This window comes from Ferruginibacter profundus, from assembly GCF_054783275.1.
On the sequence record NZ_BAAGQW010000002.1, the window covers coordinates 947,910 to 964,714 of the forward strand.

Below are 16,805 nucleotides of genomic sequence, written 5' to 3' on the forward strand. Positions count from 1 at the left end.
TGCGTGGCTGCCCTGCATTTTATTGCAGCAAGTGACAAGAACTAAGCGGTGTTCAATTTTCCATTTACGAATAACGTCATTCATTGTATGAATAGCAGACCGGAGCTTTTTTAGAATGGATTATTATCCCTGGGTGTGCCCTTGCCGGTGCTCTTATACTGGACCGTGACACTGCCCACTTCACTGAGATAGCCGAGTGGCGCATCGTTGGGATCATACCCGATCTGATTGGTATCGAGACTTAAAAAAGTTACGGTCAGCGTAGCAAAGACCCATTTTGATTCATAATAATCCTTGCTGTTGCCCATCGGTGCAGTAACAGTATAATTCTTCTGCGATGCCGGTTTTCCATATTTCCTCACCAAAGTCTGGTATACACTGTCTGCATTGTGGTAGTTAAAATAGAAACGAATACCTGTTAACCTATGATTCTGTATGCCCAGCCAGATATCAGCGGCATCAGCAATACGAGGTCTTAACTCTTTTGCATATACAAGTTTCACCTTCTGATTATCCGGCGGCAATGGCACAGGCAAAACATCGGCACCCGGAGTGCCGGGAACAGGCGCCTGGGTGTAATACAAGCCTACCCGCTGAAAGCACTTACCCGTTACTGGTACATTTTCTGTATACACATACATTTTTAAAATATCCGGCTTTTTACCGAGTATACCTCGCCATTTATTTTTCTTCACCGCCACACCATCACGGTATGCATTTTCACCGGTTGTACAGGCGCATTCCCTGATATTAAAGGTGTCATTCAGTTTCAGGTCAAAAACCTTCAAATCCTGGGCAACCGCAGTGAAAAAACCGGCTGCCAGTATTGCCAGTAAAAGAATTCTTTTCCGCATATCCTTTGTTTAAATTTTAGCTGCTTATTTTGCCTTTACCACAGTTCAGTGCATTTTTTGCAGGTGCTGGCTGCGCTGCCTCACGGGCAACAGTAAAATTATTGCCTGCCTGCAGAAAAAAAACCGCTTTGAAAGGTGGTCTCCCAAGGAAGGTAGGCCGAATTTTATGTATGCCCTTTTAAAAACTACGAATTACAATAAAAACTCTACGAAATACAGAAAAGCACATATGAAATCCGGTAACCGCAACCGGAGCTTAAAAAATACCTGCCCCGAAACTTTATTGTCATTTTGCAAAATGACCGGAACGATAAATATCCAATGCCGCATTTTATAAAAAAGGTAAAAAAAACAAAAAAGCGTCTAACCATTTCCGCGATAGCAATCACATTATTTCATTTCGGTAAGATGGGATAAAAATTTATTCCAGTTTTCTTCTGCTGCACTTCTCTTTGCCAGGCACAGGCAACAGCACAAAGGAACTAACCCGTAGCCCGGAAATTTGCCTGGCTCCGGATCGCACAGCGCACCTGCTACCCCAATTGCCTTCGTCCCTTATTTTTTAATGAATGCCATCGTTATACCGTTTGTAAAATGTATATACCAGGTGCCTGCCGGTAGCCCGCTGCAACGAAACCTATAGGTAGTTGCTGTAAGCAGTTCTCTCTTTACCAAACGCCCGGCAGCATCGGTAATACTGACAGAGGTATTGAGCAGGGACCGGTCATTGCAGCTAATGATAATGTAGTCAGCAACCGGATTGGGGTAAACAGTGATGTTGCTGACGGGCTTATTCCGTACACTCATCACCGCACTGTAATAGAAGGCCCCGTTCCTGTCAGTCACCCTGAGCCGGTAAAATACTTTACCCGGCTCCAGGTGGCAGTCAGAAAACCGGTATGAATTATTGCCCGCCCCCACGCCAGCTACGGTTCCTGCAGACTGATAAGAATGACCGTCGGTACTTTTTTCTACTGTAAATTCTTTGGTATCCGATTCTCCCTCTGTTTCCCAGCGCAGGAAATTACAGGCATCCCCTTGTACTACAGTCAGATCCAGTTGCCGGACAGGCAAGGTGGCGAATTGTGTTTTCAGGAAGAACCCGCTGAAACCAGTTACATCAAAACTGATCTCCCACCTGGAGGCAGTAGCATTCCATACCTTTGACAAGGCTGCGTTTGCGATCGTTTGAATGAAACCTGTATAAGTAGCTGGCATTCCGGTCCCGTCACTACTTACCCCTCCCCGCTTTTCTACCTGGATATTTGCTATGCCCGCTGCATCTGCAGGACCGGTGGGCAGTTTAACTGAATTCACGGCATTAAAATCTGTAAAATCCTGCTGCCTGAAATATAGTGTAACCCTTCCAGTTACCGAAGCTGCATTCAGTTGCGGCGTGATCTCGTAATGACGTTTTACAAAATTGGATGGTTGTGTCCCTTCGATCCATACTTTTGCAGTTACTGGCCCACTAACTGTATAGGTTCCTCCTGATTGTACCTGGACCAGTTGGTTCACACAATCCGAATAGTTAGTAATACCTGACGCATTTTGTGCCAGATGCACTGTGGTATTGCTTGTTGGTATTGTGTTGGAAGATGCGTCAAGGTGCCCCCCTTCATAAGCACCGATATCAATGACCGCAGTACGTGGGATATTCAAGATATCCACTACCGGGCTGGCTCCGGTGCCCGCTGCTATTGCAGGGGATGTGCATTGTAACCTCAGTCCGTCATCAGCTGTCATGATTGTATTATCAGCGCCGTCACCATCCGACAGGTTATTGAAAAGCGGATAGTTTGCCAGGCAACCGGAAAGCTGGGAATTGGTCACCGTTAGCGGACTGCCCAAGGCATCCTTTATTATACAATTAATAAATGAAGGCTGGTTTGCCACAGTAGTTTCCTGGCTGTAGATCTCATCCCGGCCTGCAACAGAAGACACAGAGGGTGCATTGTTCCAAAACACTGAATTCTTAAATACCATTTTTGCAAAACCCGTGAAGGAAACACCGGCATAGGAACCCGTATTACCCGCGAAAGTGCAGTTTGTAACGGTGGAAGTATTGGAAGCTGCACCGCCTGCTGCGATACAGGCACCGTTCTGCGCACTGTTATTATAGAAGACGCAATTCACAATGTTAGTAGCAGTATAAAGCAGGTATACAGCCCCGCCGAGAGAGCCGGCAAAAAAGCCAGAGCCACTGGAATTATTTACAAAGGCACACTGGCTGACAGTGCAGTTACCGCCACTTACAAACATTCCTGCTCCGTACACACCAAAACTGCTACCTCCCGTTAGAAAAGAATTTCCGTCAATGGTACAATTAGTGAAAACAGATGAACAATTGTCGTTCAATATCCCAGCTCCCCAGGCATCATCATTGGTGTCCGTGCAATCAGCACTGTTTGAACGGATGATGCAGTTTTTAAAAGCTGTAGCCGAATAGGAATTAAATATACCTCCGCCCTTAAAACTTTCCACCAGCCGGGTGCTCACCGTTTGTGAGGCTGAACCTGGAGCTGTGGCGTAGCCCTTTGTGATGATAAAACCATCCAGAGTATTGGCCGCATTATTTACAGCCAGCACCACGTGATATGCGTTATCGGATAGTGTATTTAGCACACCGAGGTCACCGCTAAGCGTAGTGACATTGCTCAGCCAGTTGCGCTGGCTTAGCTGAGTTTCTGTTCCGGCAAAGCCCCCGTACACACTGACCCCCGATTTCAGGGTAAAGGTCTTGTTACGGTTATTCGCCGGCGTGGCATTGGCAAAGGGATCCATGGTGGGCAGGTAGGTGCCGGCCTTCACCCAAACCTGATCACCTGCAGCGGCCGCGTTGATGGCTGCCTGCAGGTCCTTTTTAGCGGTGCCCCAGCTGGTGCCGGCACCGGTATTGTTACTGCGGGTGACATCTACGTACCAGGTAGTCTGGCCGCGGGTGTACAGGGCGGTCATAATGAAAAAGGAAAACAAAAGCTGAATTCTGTTCATGACTGTATTTTTAATGGCGGTTTGTTTTTATAGCGTTTATCAATACACGAATAATGCAGGTACCGGCAACCGGAGCTGCCCGTCTCCATCAATTACTAAATCCCAGTTTTATCTTAAAGCGGTAGGACTTGCCAAACTTCTGTTCGAGCTTCAGCACTTCTTTTGTTTTTTTACTGACCCAGAACACTTCCTTGTTGTTATCACTTTCGTGTACCAGTAACCAGCAGTCGATTGATTGGTTGTCGTACCCCAGAAGCTTACCTGCCCCTTTTACCGTATACACAGCATTTTCAAATGGCGCTCCTGTTCCAGGGTCGTAAAAGGGAATTGAAAAAACGGCCCCCGCCTTATAGGGCAGCATGGAAAACACTTCCAGGTCCAGGTGCCAGTTCAGCAGGAATTTGCCTTCTGCAGACTTATATGCCGTCCAGACTCTTTTTGCCATCCTGGAGGTATCGGCATCACTCAGCCGGTTACCATTGAGTTCAACGGTCTTATTTTCAAAATCCACAGCGGCCAGGCCCATCCTGGGAATATTCCACCATATCTTATGGGTCAGCGGTTGCATGGTTCCTGCATCACAGACCGACCATGCTTTATGCAAGATGGTATCCTTGTATTCCCATTCCTGGGTAACGGATATGACCGGTTTGCCTGCTTCTGCAGTTCTACGGACATCGATGTTCCAGAACTGGACCTCTGAGCGTGGGGCATCCTCCCCTTTTTTAAAATAGACCAGGTACCGGTGGGTCCCTTCTTTCAGTACTTCGGGATGCAGGTTCTTCCCGTTAATGAATACCGTGTCAGATTTTTGTGCAGTAGCAGTGAGGCTTAAGACAAACCCACTAAGGAGTGCAATCAATTTACGCATATGGCTAACTTTTTGTTTATGATTTTTGCTTACGATTTTTAAAAAGTGAAAAAATTCATCCAAACCACCAGTTCCACTGCTGACCTCATGCTCCGTTGAGCATCACCATTGAAACTGTATGCAAAAAAGATTAGAATTTACAGGTGATCCCCACCCGGGCATTTGTTGCACCTATGGCACCCAGCTCCGCAAAAGCACCGATGCTTTTCCCGAAATAATACCGGCCCCCGAGATAGCCCCCCAGGAACAATCCGCTGGAATATTCATTACCCAGCCCGTTATTACTGAAATCATCCCTGAAAGAAAAATTCCGGAAACCCAGTGTGACACCACCATAGAGGTCCACTTTTTCATTGTTCAACTGTAATATCTCATTGAAATGATAAGATGCTCTCGCCCCGAAATACAGGGCCGTGTATTTGTATTTATAACCCGGGCTGTAGTTGTAATTAGCTGCCAGGTAATCCACGTTCCCTCCCACACTGACCAGGTCAGAGACTCCCACTTCCAGGGAGACCCCTGCGGGAAATCCATTACTGTAATAGGAGTTCAAACCCAAACCGGCATTCACCAGTTTATCCCCTTTGGAAAATGCCTTTCCTGCTTGTGCGCTGGCATTAAAAACAGTGCAGCCCAACAGGGCTGCCGCAACAAAAAATCTTTTCATTTTAATTTTTTTTATGGCTTAATTTATTTCCTGTGAATTTCTGTAATACCGCCTTTTCTTTTAAAGAAAAACCACCAGTTCTCATGAAGGATATACAGATAACCTGATTTAACCTACCAATAGAAAACAGAGGTCTCCGGTTCCGGTTTGCCGTCGCCTGCAATGACTGCTGTTACCCTGGTCAGCAGGTCGCTTCCGGCAGCGTTCCCCGTTCTTTTACTTTTTTTGTACGGGTATGGCCAGGTTATTTATGGGGCATCAAAGGATTGCGGATCGCCTGACAGCACGGAGCAGACCAACAGGAGATTTACCATATCGCCCAACAGGGTGCTGCTGTGTTGATATCCCCGGCAAGGGTGTTCCCGGTTTGCAGGTCTTTTTAAAAATACCCCCTCCGTGCTGCAGGATGAGTTGCATTGATACTATAACCAACCTATATTATGGGAAAGAGAAACGTTTTTCATGAAGACATGGAATGATGAACCTGCCTGGTTTCAATTGCCGCCCCACCCCTGCACAGTTTCCTTACTGGCGGCTGCAATCACCGGCAGGAGTATGCAATCTGCAGAATGATAACGGTTACGAGTAACTGCAATTAAAACCCTAATGAACAGTGATTCCACCTATATTTTTATTGCTCTTTATTTTTTCAAAAGAGGCCGGTATAGAAATACCCGCCGTTAGTATTAACCAAAGGGCCTTGCCATATTTCCACCTGAAATGATGGATTCCTGATAAAGCCCTATAACCTAAGCTGTATATTAGTTTATCCAGGCCCGTAATACCCGAATTCCTGCACCTTACCTGGAAACTTCCGGGCGGGAGTTCCTCCTCCCTAACTGTATCCCCTATCCGCATACCTTTTCTCTGTTGCAGGAATCAACTCCGTTAATCGTTTAAACGCACCACCGTCGTCTGCAAGAGCCGTGCCCCAACATCAGCACATTTTGCTCCCTTATTTTTGCCAGTACCCTGAAATTAATATTTACCAACAGGCTGATTTACCTGAAATATTACTGAGGTGGCGGCTACCTCAGTAATATTTCGGGGCATAACCTTTTATAACAGGATAACTTTTCCCAAAGCAAATGAATGAGGGTGGGAAAAGGAAATTATCAGGATGGTTACTAATAATTACTGTGTTTTTATAATTCAGATTTTAATAAAGCGGCAGATACATATTACCTATGCCTGTAGTGCATTTTTTATAGCTGAAGTGATTAAGTGGTCGCATTTTTTTTATGGAATTACTACACTTCTCTTTTGATATGTATTTGCACCAAATACACCTATTGCATTGCCCTTAATATTACTTACGGGATTATCCGGAACCGCCTGGGGGCTACCTGTGGAAGACTGCGAAAAACTAAACCAGAATTTGTAATTGTCAGCATCTACACAATTCAGCACAACTTCAATAGTATCACCTTTTTTAAATTCATCTTCTTTCCTTGAGTAAATTAATGGAAAGGTCACTTTTTTCCCGTCAATAAATGCATCATCATAAGCAAAGATATCTTTAATTAACCTGCCATTTTTAAACATAAATAAATTGTAGTTGTTTCCAAGCCCTGCCGGATCATTATAAAACGGGGTTACCACTTTAGCCGTTTCACCAAAAACCGGAAAGTCTTCCACCACCAGAGAATCAAATTTCACCATTGCAGGCATTTTAGAACTTGCGGTAAGCGTTATACCACTTGTTACTACTTTAAGATGGTATGTTTTGCCTGTAATTCCTGCCAAACCTACATTTTGGTAAACGCCATTCGATACTTCGGGCAAAGAATAAACAGTTCCACTATCCTCACGGATCGTGACTGTGGCCCCCATTAATGGCACAACGCTGTTATCGGATTTTACTTTATTCGTGTAGGATAACCTGACAATACTGCCTACTGTTAAACTATTGGTCACCTGGCCATCAACCACTATTACCGGGGCAGTGGTATTTAAATCGAGATCTATTATTTTTTCGCAACCTGTTAATGAAAATACAAGTAGTGCAGCAAATAAATTTGTGTATTTTACTTTCATTTTTTTATTATTAATTGGTTAAAACCTGAAATTGTATGATATAGACGGAACCCATCGGAATAAGCTGGTTTGCCTGATTTCTGTAACATTTGGGTTGTCCTTATTATCTTTAAAATTAATCGAATAGGCGTTTTCTCTGCCATACACATTGTACAGGCTAAATACCAGTTCTTTAGTCCATTTCCTGCCTTTTTTCAATTGCCATGTTGCACCAAAATCCATACGGTGATAAGCCGGCATCCTGTCAGCATTCCGGTTGTTATAGTAGTAAACAGTTTGTCCATTAACCTGATACTTGCCTGAAGGAAATGTAACTGCATTGCCGGTATAGTAAACAAAATTTCCGCTTAGTATCCATTTCTTGCTTAACTGGTATATGCCAACAATTGACACATCATGTGTCCTGTCCTGCGTTGCATTGTACCATTTATTGTTATTTATACCATTGATCTTTCTCTCAGACCTGCTTAAAGTATAACTAATCCATCCTGTAAATTTCCCTGTTTTTTTCTTTAACATAAACTCGGTACCATAAGCCCTGCCCATACCAAAAAGTAACTGTGCTTCCACAGTCTCATTTAAAAACAAGTCGGCACCATTTCTGTAATCTAAAACATTTTGCATTTCCTTATAGTACACTTCGGCAGTAAATTCATAGCTGTTCAGTAATATGTTTGAGTAATAGCCTATACTTAGCTGGTCACTGATTTGCGGCTTAATTATATTGCTTGTGCTTGCCCATTTGTCCAAAGGATTAGATCCATTTGAATTGGTTATCTGATGCATATACTGGGCATTCCGTGTATAGGCTGCTTTGATGGATGTACTGGCATTTAACATATAACCAATAGCTACTCTTGGCTCAAAGTTACAATACGTTTTTACGATCTCTTCTTTCGCAAATCTCATGGTGTCTTTAATATTCCCCTTGTCATCTATATTAAAAAACCTGCCACCACCCATTACGTTAAAGCCACTAAGCCTTGCACCAAGCGTTATGTTTAGATTTTTATTCAGCTTAAATACATTGCTTGCATAGATCGCAGATTCGAAAGAATACCTTTTATCCTGAATTTTATCATTGATGCTGGATGTGGCATTGCCAGTAATTTCTCCGGGACGGATAATATGGTAAATACCAGACCATCCAAAACGCAAATTGTTTTTATTGCTGATGCTGTACTGGTAATCCTGCTTCAAATTCCAGTCCCTGATCTGGGAAAATATTTTTATATCGTTCGTGCCATTTTTAACTTTAAACTCATAGTTGTAATTACTAAAAATCAGTGATGTATTCAGAAATAAGCGACTGTTAAAAATATGGTTCCAGCGTAAAGTACCGGTCCCGTTGCCCCAGTTGATATTAAATTGATTATTGTATCCTAAAACATCTTTACCAAAATACCCACTCAAATAAAGCTTATCTTTTTTGCCGAGTTCATAGTTTAGCTTAGCGTTTAAATCATAAAAGTACAGTTGATTATCCTTGTACTTATCGTCCATTTTTAAAAACATATCTGCGTATGTTCTCCGGCCTGTGATTAAAAAAGAAGATTTACTTTTTTGTATGGGTCCTTCCACATTCAGTTTAGCACTTATAAGCCCTAAACTGCCACTAATACTGGTATTCTGATTGTTTCCTTCATTCATTCTTACGTCCAGCACACTGCTTAATCTTCCTCCGTATTGTGCCGGCATCCCTCCTTTATACACTGCGATATCTTTTATTGCATCACTGTTAAAAGTGGAAAAGAAACCAAACAAATGAGCAGCATTGTAAATATTGGCTTCATCTAAAATTATCTGGTTTTGGTCCGTACTTCCGCCTCTTACAAATATGCCGCTATTACCATCGCCTGCAGTTTTAATGCCAGGTAGTAATTGAATGGTTTTTAATAAATCTTTTTCGCCAAAAATGACCGGAATATTTTGGGCTTCCTGCACCGATAATTTTTCGATACCCATTTGTGACCCGGTAACAGAACGGCCGGGAGACTTATTGCCAGTAACCGTAACACCTGTCAAGTCGTAATCCGCATCTGAAAGAATGATATTTTTTTCAATGTTACTTACTAAATTAATTCTTAAAGTATCTGGCTTTCTGCCCAATGCACTATAAACAATTTGATAGGTATCAGGCACTAATGATATACTATAAAAACCATACTCATTTGAGGTTGTTCCATAATTACTGTTTACCACTTTAATACTTGCGCCAATAATGAACTCTCCATTGTTTTTACTTTTAATAATGCCGCTAACTGTATAATGTTTTTGCCCTATCGCTTTTTGGGCTGAACTGAATAATGAAAGCAATAACAGGGCTTTCATTGTTTTGCCAATTGTCATAATACTTCTTGTTTAAAAATTTTCAGGATGATTATTAATTAAAATAAAAGAAAATCAGCAGACGTCTGAACGTCCGGCTACCTTTATTGCACTTCAATTATTCATTGATTTCATTTATGTCAAAAAAGTTATGGTGTAAAATTATTATGCAAAATTGGCATTACTACATGGAAAAGAAATTAACTTAAGTTAAGAAAGACAGGAACCCGATAATATTTTGAATCATTACCAACTTTTTAACAAGCGCATCATGCAGGAACGTTGTGCGAGTCAGTTTTATGATAAAAGAATAAATTCAGTAAACAAATAATAATCGCCAGGCATGAAGATCGTGAATTCAAAGTTCCCATCTTTATCATACACCGAAGTTACATTTATACATCCGGCAGCTTCTTTTGATAAGTGTATTGCTTAATGATAATTCCTTCTCTCCTTCCCATTCCGGCATCAAAAAAAAAATAAAAATGATACTATCCGGCAACACTATCTTTTATTTTGAGAAACAATGCATAAGTGAATATTAAATCACAAACTGCAATTAACGCTTTCGCCCAGTCAGCTGTACTATTGATTGAGCATCCGGCTATAAATGCTAAAATCAAGTCAAATATAAAACCGGCATAAGCCCATGCTCTTATTCTTTTAATTCTTTAAGCAAAACTTTTGATTGAATCAACAAGCCATACAGACTAATTGCTTCGGTAAAGGAAATTATTTCCTGGTGGTTGTAAATTTTAATATTTTCAGGCGTTTGAATATTGACAATTAGTAAGTTCTATTATTTTTTGAAAGAGGTTATATTCAGTAGCAATTCAATGATTTCAATCCTCAACTCCAGGTTGGATTACTTTGAATTCTTAAAGATTGAAATGTATTGAGCTGCAGATAATTTTCATTTTACAACAACAATTATTGTCTTCCATTTAGTTACTAATCGTCTACACAAAAATTGTTTATTCCAAGATTGTTTATATTCTATCATGACCAGACTAAAGCTTTTCATTTTCCGAAGCCAACACCAGAAGGCAGATAATTAAAATAAAACTGTATTCACACCCCCCCGTTCCATGCTCACCTACAAACCAACCTAATGAAGCATGAATCAAAATGATTCCGATCAGCAGCATTAGGATAAACCCTGCCGAAAGCCATTTGGTAAAATAACCTGCAGCAAGCAGGATGCTGCCTGCGATTTCAAAAACTGTTATCGCCCATACTATTATTGTTCCATATAAAAATCCTTTGTTTTCCAGAAAGAGCGTGAACTGGGGAATTGTTTTGTTTATAATCCTGACTACCGCATGAGCCAGAAAAACAAAAGCCACAGCATATCGCAGCAGGACTAAGGTCTGACGCAGGGTAAAAAAAGGAAATCGTTTCATGTTTTAAATATTCGGCTTGCTTTATTTATGGTCAGAAAACATATGCAATCGCAGGCAATATCAATTCTCCTGATGTGCCAGCCGAACCACTACTTCTTTTTACTTCGGTACCATTCACATAAATTTTTAAAGTAGCAGTTTGCCCCAATGTGCCAGGCATAGAAGCCTGGGCTCCTATACCAATACCTGTTATATTTTGCAAATAGGTTACTTCCTTCGACCAGGGTACAGCTACATCGTTCACCAATGTATTACCATTAACATTGTCGTTATACACTACCGTTAGTTTACCTGTATAATTTCCGGTAATTTCATATTTTACTACCCTCGTATTGTTTGCAGGCAACCGATCTCCATCGTTTTTATTGCAAGCCTGCAAGAATAGTGATACAGTAGTCAACAGCAGGAAAAGCCAGTTGATATTTTTTTTCATTAGGTTTACTATTTTGTAGTTAGAAAAAGCATTCTTTTAGTTTCTGTTATACACCATGGAAAAATTGAAGTGCAGTAAGTGATTTTGTTGCTTTACCAATCCTTTATTTCAGCTTTACTGCTCCCGTATTCCTTAAAATCATTTACCCGTCTATATCCTCTTACATAGTCAACTATTAATTCTTTAGGGTATATCCTGTCGATGATATCCTTTTCGGCAACGGGAAATTCAAAAATGCCCAACATCAGTTGCATTGGATAATCCGGTGATTGATTAATTTGCCCTATCTTCTTATTATCAATAAAAAAAATGACTTTTTCTCTATCCCATTCCACAGCGTAACAATGAAACCAGGATACATCAATATCGAATGAGCGCTGAAAAAAATCTTCTTTGATTTTTTGATCATGAAATTTCTGAACACCGTAATTTATTATCACCTGATTGCCTTTCAGTGCATTTCCTTTAATCTCAAATATGCATATTTCACCGGTCTTTTTTTGGTTTTGGTCGTACCCCCTCAAGCGAAAAGAAACCAAATTAGATTTTGAAATCAACACCCTTGCCCTTATTTCAAAAAAACCATATTGAGGGGTATAGGTATTTTTAAATTGATTTGCTGCTAAGGGTTTATTAAGAAGTTCGTTTGCATGTAAACCATTAGCCTCTTCCTTTATTCCCGAATAGATGCCAGTCTGAATAGAAGACCCTTTTAACTCACCATCAAATTCCGGCAACAATGATTCCTGCTCGTCTGTAATTTTTAATGCCAAATTACCTTTCCGGATTTCATAACAGGGTATAGCCAACCCTTTTGCACAAAAGAACGGCATATAAAAAGGTAACCAATTTGTTTTATCGAGCTCTTCTCCCTTGAACTCATCACTAAACTCCAAATGGTAATTTTTTTTCTCTTTAACATTTTCAGGAAAATCCTCATTCCGTTTGCTTAGATACATAAAGTTTTGGGCTGTTAACAGATTTTATATTCCACCTTAGCGATCTTATTTGCCACGTTGGAAGTAAGACAAACAAATAATGACACTTATAAAAGTTGTTTCTAAAAATGTAGTTACTCATTTCATCTTTTAATTTATCGGGATAGGTTTCAGTAATCTATACTGGCTTTCCACTTGTTACTTTTAATACATTTCAAAAGCATAAATCCTGTCGTTGCATAGATGTTCAATAGGAATTCCAATATTGGTTTAATATGAGTCTCAGCTCAAGTATTACCAGATTAATGTTAGCGATCGTCTTTCTTTTTAAGTTCCTTTGCCATCATTATAGAATGCTTCAATGAGTTTAAATTTTTCCAATCACTATGTGCTATGATAATAAACTTTGGTTTCCGGAATTTGCTTTGAACTTTTTTTAATGTTGTTTCATATTCTGATATATTCCCGTCACCTAAATAACCCAAATCTTCGGCATCAGCACCTTTTATTAAGCATCCCCCATAGAGGATTTTTTCCTTTTTAAACCAGATTACAATATTATCTTCGGTATGACCCTGTCCGGGATAATAAATTTCAAAAGAATATTTACCGATATTAAAGACCGTATCTTTTGCCATTAAAAATTCAGCTCTTTTTTTATTATTCTTTTTACTCAATTCGTCAGTAAGAATAGTAGTATAGGTTTTAATTCCCTGCTGCCGATAATATTCAAGTCCGTTAGTTTTATCGCTATGCCAATGAGTTGCAAAACATGCTACTACAGTTTTGTTATGTTTTAATTTTATACTGTCAAGTAAAGGTTGAAATTGTGTAGTATCCCAGGGAGTATCAAACATCACCACACCTTGATCAGTTACAAGATACATCCCGTTTGCCGGCACTTGATAATCTTCGTAAGTGTTGTAAGTTGTGTAAATATAAAAGTCCCCTGCCAAATGGTAGATTTCGAGTTTTGCTTTTTCTTCCTGTCCAAAAATATGTGTCAGCGAAAAAATAAATGCCATGGTCAAAATCATTGTTCGCATACTGCTTATTTGAATTGTTTAGTGATGTTTTTTAAATTTAGTACTAACGAAAACACATTTTTATAGTCTGACTATTTTATACAAATATTTATACAAAAAACTTGAACTATCTATATTTTACGCATTAAGAAAACACTTTGATACCAAATAAAAAGAAGGCAGCTAATCAATAAAACATTGTACTCAATTCCATTTACAGAACTTCCTACCACAAACCAGCCATTTTTTATATGCACCATAATAATCCCCATTAGCAGATAAATAATAAATAACGGAATGAGCCACTTCAGGTATTTCCCGAGAGCAATTAATACTGCACCACCTGTTTCAAGCAGGGTGATAGCCCCCGCTATAAAATTCCCAAATAAAAATCCTTTTTCATTCAGATATTGACCAAAAGCGGGTATTCCTTTTTCCCATAAACAAAACCTTTCTGCTCCATGAATAAAGAGCATTAAACAAACGACACTTCGAAAAATTACAAAAGCAATAAATGGCTTATCTTTCATAGTAATATTTTAAAGATAGCGGGTATAAATACATCCGGCCTGAGGCTCACTGCCTTACTTATTTTAGTCATGAAAAGACCAGTATTCCAGATGAAGTAAATTATTTTTTTAACCCCCTGTATTACCATCAGACCTATCTTGGCCCGGTATATTTGAATTCCTGCATCCATTCTCTTGAGGTACCAAGTGCAAATGTTCCCCCTACATAATTATATCCCCACTTCGCATATATTTTTTTAGCCACCGGGTCGTAGAAAGAATTGAATCCCGGATTCATGCTGTAAAAAGTGGTAGCCCCCGTATAGGCATTTTGTACAGTAACTTTATTGGTAGCAGCGTCGATAGTATACTCAGGCTCCTGACCGGTAAAGTAGCTCAGGCTCCCGGATAAAACTGCGGGATTTACATAATCACCCTCATCAGGCCAGTAAATTTTGACTTTATCAAGCGCTGTTGTTATTAATTGAACAGTTACCTTATCACCTGTGTAGCCAGGATTAGCAGTGGGATGATAATTTGAAAAAGTCAATTCATATACTCCATCATACTGATTCTTTGCGGCAACTTTTGCGATCAATGCACTATTGATACTGATTTTACTACCGGCAGTTGAGACGGAAACCAACCTGAACGGAAACGCATAAGTACTGCCGGGGTCAAACATCTGAGCATTTGGAATTGAAACACTTATTGTTTTACTTATTTCCCCGGCAGCAAAATCAAGCACCATTGTATTACCCAATTCTCCCCCTGTACTGAGTGCATACCATGATGCAGGCATTTTTTGCAAAGGGCTTCCGCCGTGATTTATTATTGTATCGTTTATTCTTTTTAATAAAACCGTATCCAGCTGCAAACTTACTTTCATCGAGGTATTTAATGCTGCACTACTGTTGGGATCACGCCTGATCTCCGCAAGAGTAATGGTTTGTGGTTTATTAACGAAATCGATACCCGTAAGCGTTTGCCCTGCATTGTGATCCGGAGCACCTCCCGATATTATCTTAACTGTTGTTTTGCCTTCGTCGGTAATGGCTGGAATCTCTTTATCCTTTTTGCATGCCGTAAAAAAGAGTGTTGTTACAAATGACAGCACTAAAATTTTATACCTGTTATGTTTCATGTTTTTCTCTTTGAATGATTATTTATCCCACCATGTTCTTGCAAATGCAACATCACCGCCGGTTAGCCTTGCTGCAGCAACCCCTACACTTGCACTATTGGTACTGTACTCATTTGTACCATATACAAAACGGCGTGGAATACCCTTTGATGAATTAGTTGCAAAAGCAGTGGGTCCGAGAGCGGGAATACCTGCAAGCCCGGTAAGCGGATTTGGCTGGGCAACATCACAAGAGCGTCTCCACTCACTCCAAACCTGAATACCATCAGGAAAATGAGCTATATAACGTTGCAAAAAAATGCGTTGTAAAAAACTGGTGGTATTTGCATGCTGTCCCGTTACGGAGTTCACGCTGTTGGCACCAATATTATTGCCACCTCCAATACCGCTGTTGAAATTACCTGCATTATTTAAGACTGTATTTGCATCTGCTGCACTAAGCCCCCATTGTTCAAATGATGCTCTTACTGCATTATCATAAGCATCTTTTGCAGTAGCAGGCCCGCCTACCCAGCCTCTTACAGCACCTTCACTCACTGCTAACAATGATGATGCAGCATTAACAAATACAAAAGGAGCGTTCTTTTGTCTTAAAGCAGGGATTAACACTCTTGCGTAGTTTGAATTTGCAGCACTGAAATTATCTGCATCCGTTTTCTTTAACCCATAGGGAAATGTTGTGGCTGAAGATCCAAAAACTGTTTTTCTACTGTCGTTCATATTAGTGAGTATATCACCAAATGTTTTGGATAGCGCATAATCTGTTCTCCCATCATAAATACTAAACCATGGATTATTGTAAGTGCCATCACCGGGATAAGTAATCACCAGGTTGTCGCTGTTTGAAGTGATGTATCCATCAGCATGATTGTATGCCTGTGTAAAGGCAGCCTGTGCTGCAGCAGGTGCCGCTTTTATCATACGCAGGCTAATGAGAAGCTGCAGTGTATTGGCCAGTTTTTTCCATTTAACAATATCACCATTATAAAAAACATCACCTTTTACCAAAGGACCAATATCAAATTTTGCAACGGCATCTTTTAATGTAGTAATTAATTTTGGATAAATATCCTCCTGTTTATCATAGGCAGGAGTAACATAGGCAGATCCTTGTAAAGCCTGACTATAAGGAATATCTCCCCAGCAATCGGTAAGTTGCCAAAAAATATACGACTGTAAAATTTTTGCTACCGCTATCTGATTGGCGTTAGACCCGTAAGCAGTGCTGGCTTCCTTAGTACCGGGATTTGTATTCCTGTTAATGATCACCTGAAGATTTGATAGTATATCCCTGTAGGTTATACTGTATTCAAACCTTGGTTCACTATACAATGATGCTTCAGTGTATTGGGTTTCTGAAATTTGCTGTGCATACAAGCTGCTGGTAACACCTGTCTGTGTACCTCCCACCAGTACATTGCCAATAAGTAATTCTGCATCTGTAAGTAACCCTGAATTAATAGGAGAAACTGAACCGTAAGGATTACTATTGGTGTCCCCGAAATCTTTGAATTTGTCGCAGCCAGCCAGGCAAATCAGGCCTAATGCCAGTGAAGCAACTTTCCATTTTAAAAAATTATTTTTCATAATGCGATTTAGTTA

13 protein-coding genes are annotated in these 16,805 nt (G+C 40.3%); all 13 read right to left on the reverse strand.

Annotated features, from left to right (window positions below; genetic code table 11):
• Nucleotides 1-110: 110 nt before the first annotated feature.
• The 13 genes from ACYVM0_RS14190 to ACYVM0_RS14250 all read right to left on the reverse strand — a co-directional run bounded on the left by ACYVM0_RS14190 (nucleotide 111) and on the right by ACYVM0_RS14250 (nucleotide 16,790).
• Nucleotides 111-854, reverse strand: coding sequence for a hypothetical protein (locus ACYVM0_RS14190; RefSeq protein WP_460557991.1), 744 nt, complete (start codon nucleotides 852-854; stop codon nucleotides 111-113).
• Between the two features lie 555 nt (nucleotides 855-1,409).
• On the reverse strand, nucleotides 1,410-3,848 hold the full coding sequence (locus tag ACYVM0_RS14195) for a T9SS type A sorting domain-containing protein (protein WP_460557992.1): 2,439 nt from the start codon (nucleotides 3,846-3,848) through the stop codon (nucleotides 1,410-1,412).
• An 88-nt stretch (nucleotides 3,849-3,936) separates the two neighbouring features.
• Nucleotides 3,937-4,719, reverse strand: a complete 783-nt coding sequence (locus ACYVM0_RS14200) for a DUF3108 domain-containing protein (protein ID WP_460557993.1) — start codon at nucleotides 4,717-4,719, stop codon at nucleotides 3,937-3,939.
• A 130-nt stretch (nucleotides 4,720-4,849) separates the two neighbouring features.
• Nucleotides 4,850-5,386: a hypothetical protein gene (locus ACYVM0_RS14205; RefSeq protein ID WP_460557994.1), complete on the reverse strand. Its 537-nt coding sequence runs from the start codon at nucleotides 5,384-5,386 to the stop codon at nucleotides 4,850-4,852.
• A gap of 1,239 nt (nucleotides 5,387-6,625) precedes the next feature.
• The gene (locus ACYVM0_RS14210) at nucleotides 6,626-7,423 is read right to left on the reverse strand and encodes a DUF4249 domain-containing protein (protein WP_460557995.1); all 798 of its coding nucleotides are present in this window, start codon (nucleotides 7,421-7,423) and stop codon (nucleotides 6,626-6,628) included.
• Between the two features lie 18 nt (nucleotides 7,424-7,441).
• A complete protein-coding gene (locus ACYVM0_RS14215) occupies nucleotides 7,442-9,772 on the reverse strand; it encodes a TonB-dependent receptor (protein ID WP_460557996.1) in 2,331 nt (776 codons plus the stop codon).
• 989 nt (nucleotides 9,773-10,761) lie between these two features.
• Nucleotides 10,762-11,154, reverse strand: a complete 393-nt coding sequence (locus tag ACYVM0_RS14220; protein ID WP_460557997.1) for a DoxX family protein — start codon at nucleotides 11,152-11,154, stop codon at nucleotides 10,762-10,764.
• A gap of 31 nt (nucleotides 11,155-11,185) precedes the next feature.
• Nucleotides 11,186-11,587 carry a hypothetical protein gene (locus ACYVM0_RS14225; RefSeq protein WP_460557998.1) on the reverse strand — a complete coding sequence of 134 codons (402 nt, stop codon included), beginning with the start codon at nucleotides 11,585-11,587 and terminating at the stop codon, nucleotides 11,186-11,188.
• A gap of 92 nt (nucleotides 11,588-11,679) precedes the next feature.
• The gene (locus ACYVM0_RS14230; protein ID WP_460557999.1) at nucleotides 11,680-12,546 is read right to left on the reverse strand and encodes a glycoside hydrolase family 16 protein; all 867 of its coding nucleotides are present in this window, start codon (nucleotides 12,544-12,546) and stop codon (nucleotides 11,680-11,682) included.
• A gap of 287 nt (nucleotides 12,547-12,833) precedes the next feature.
• A complete protein-coding gene (gene bla / locus ACYVM0_RS14235) occupies nucleotides 12,834-13,571 on the reverse strand; it encodes an MBL fold metallo-hydrolase (protein ID WP_460558000.1) in 738 nt (245 codons plus the stop codon).
• Nucleotides 13,572-13,681: 110 nt separating this feature from the next.
• Entirely contained in the window at nucleotides 13,682-14,080 is a 399-nt protein-coding gene (locus ACYVM0_RS14240; protein ID WP_460558001.1) for a DoxX family protein, read from the reverse strand.
• A gap of 133 nt (nucleotides 14,081-14,213) precedes the next feature.
• Complete coding sequence (locus ACYVM0_RS14245; RefSeq protein WP_460558002.1) at nucleotides 14,214-15,203, reverse strand: BT_3987 domain-containing protein; 990 nt, start codon at nucleotides 15,201-15,203, stop codon at nucleotides 14,214-14,216.
• 18 nt (nucleotides 15,204-15,221) lie between these two features.
• On the reverse strand, nucleotides 15,222-16,790 hold the full coding sequence (locus tag ACYVM0_RS14250) for a RagB/SusD family nutrient uptake outer membrane protein (RefSeq protein ID WP_460558003.1): 1,569 nt from the start codon (nucleotides 16,788-16,790) through the stop codon (nucleotides 15,222-15,224).
• Nucleotides 16,791-16,805: the final 15 nt, after the last annotated feature.

Coding starts and splice junctions, on each gene's coding strand:
- ACYVM0_RS14190 (WP_460557991.1), bottom strand. CDS start 854: ATGCGGAAAAGAATTCTTTTACTGGCAATACTGGCAGCCGGTTTTTTC.
- bla (WP_460558000.1), bottom strand. CDS start 13,571: ATGCGAACAATGATTTTGACCATGGCATTTATTTTTTCGCTGACACAT.
- ACYVM0_RS14225 (WP_460557998.1), bottom strand. CDS start 11,587: ATGAAAAAAAATATCAACTGGCTTTTCCTGCTGTTGACTACTGTATCA.
- ACYVM0_RS14205 (WP_460557994.1), bottom strand. CDS start 5,386: ATGAAAAGATTTTTTGTTGCGGCAGCCCTGTTGGGCTGCACTGTTTTT.
- ACYVM0_RS14245 (WP_460558002.1), bottom strand. CDS start 15,203: ATGAAACATAACAGGTATAAAATTTTAGTGCTGTCATTTGTAACAACA.
- ACYVM0_RS14250 (WP_460558003.1), bottom strand. CDS start 16,790: ATGAAAAATAATTTTTTAAAATGGAAAGTTGCTTCACTGGCATTAGGC.
- ACYVM0_RS14230 (WP_460557999.1), bottom strand. CDS start 12,546: ATGTATCTAAGCAAACGGAATGAGGATTTTCCTGAAAATGTTAAAGAG.
- ACYVM0_RS14215 (WP_460557996.1), bottom strand. CDS start 9,772: ATGACAATTGGCAAAACAATGAAAGCCCTGTTATTGCTTTCATTATTC.
- ACYVM0_RS14195 (WP_460557992.1), bottom strand. CDS start 3,848: ATGAACAGAATTCAGCTTTTGTTTTCCTTTTTCATTATGACCGCCCTG.
- ACYVM0_RS14220 (WP_460557997.1), bottom strand. CDS start 11,154: ATGAAACGATTTCCTTTTTTTACCCTGCGTCAGACCTTAGTCCTGCTG.
- ACYVM0_RS14200 (WP_460557993.1), bottom strand. CDS start 4,719: ATGCGTAAATTGATTGCACTCCTTAGTGGGTTTGTCTTAAGCCTCACT.
- ACYVM0_RS14240 (WP_460558001.1), bottom strand. CDS start 14,080: ATGAAAGATAAGCCATTTATTGCTTTTGTAATTTTTCGAAGTGTCGTT.
- ACYVM0_RS14210 (WP_460557995.1), bottom strand. CDS start 7,423: ATGAAAGTAAAATACACAAATTTATTTGCTGCACTACTTGTATTTTCA.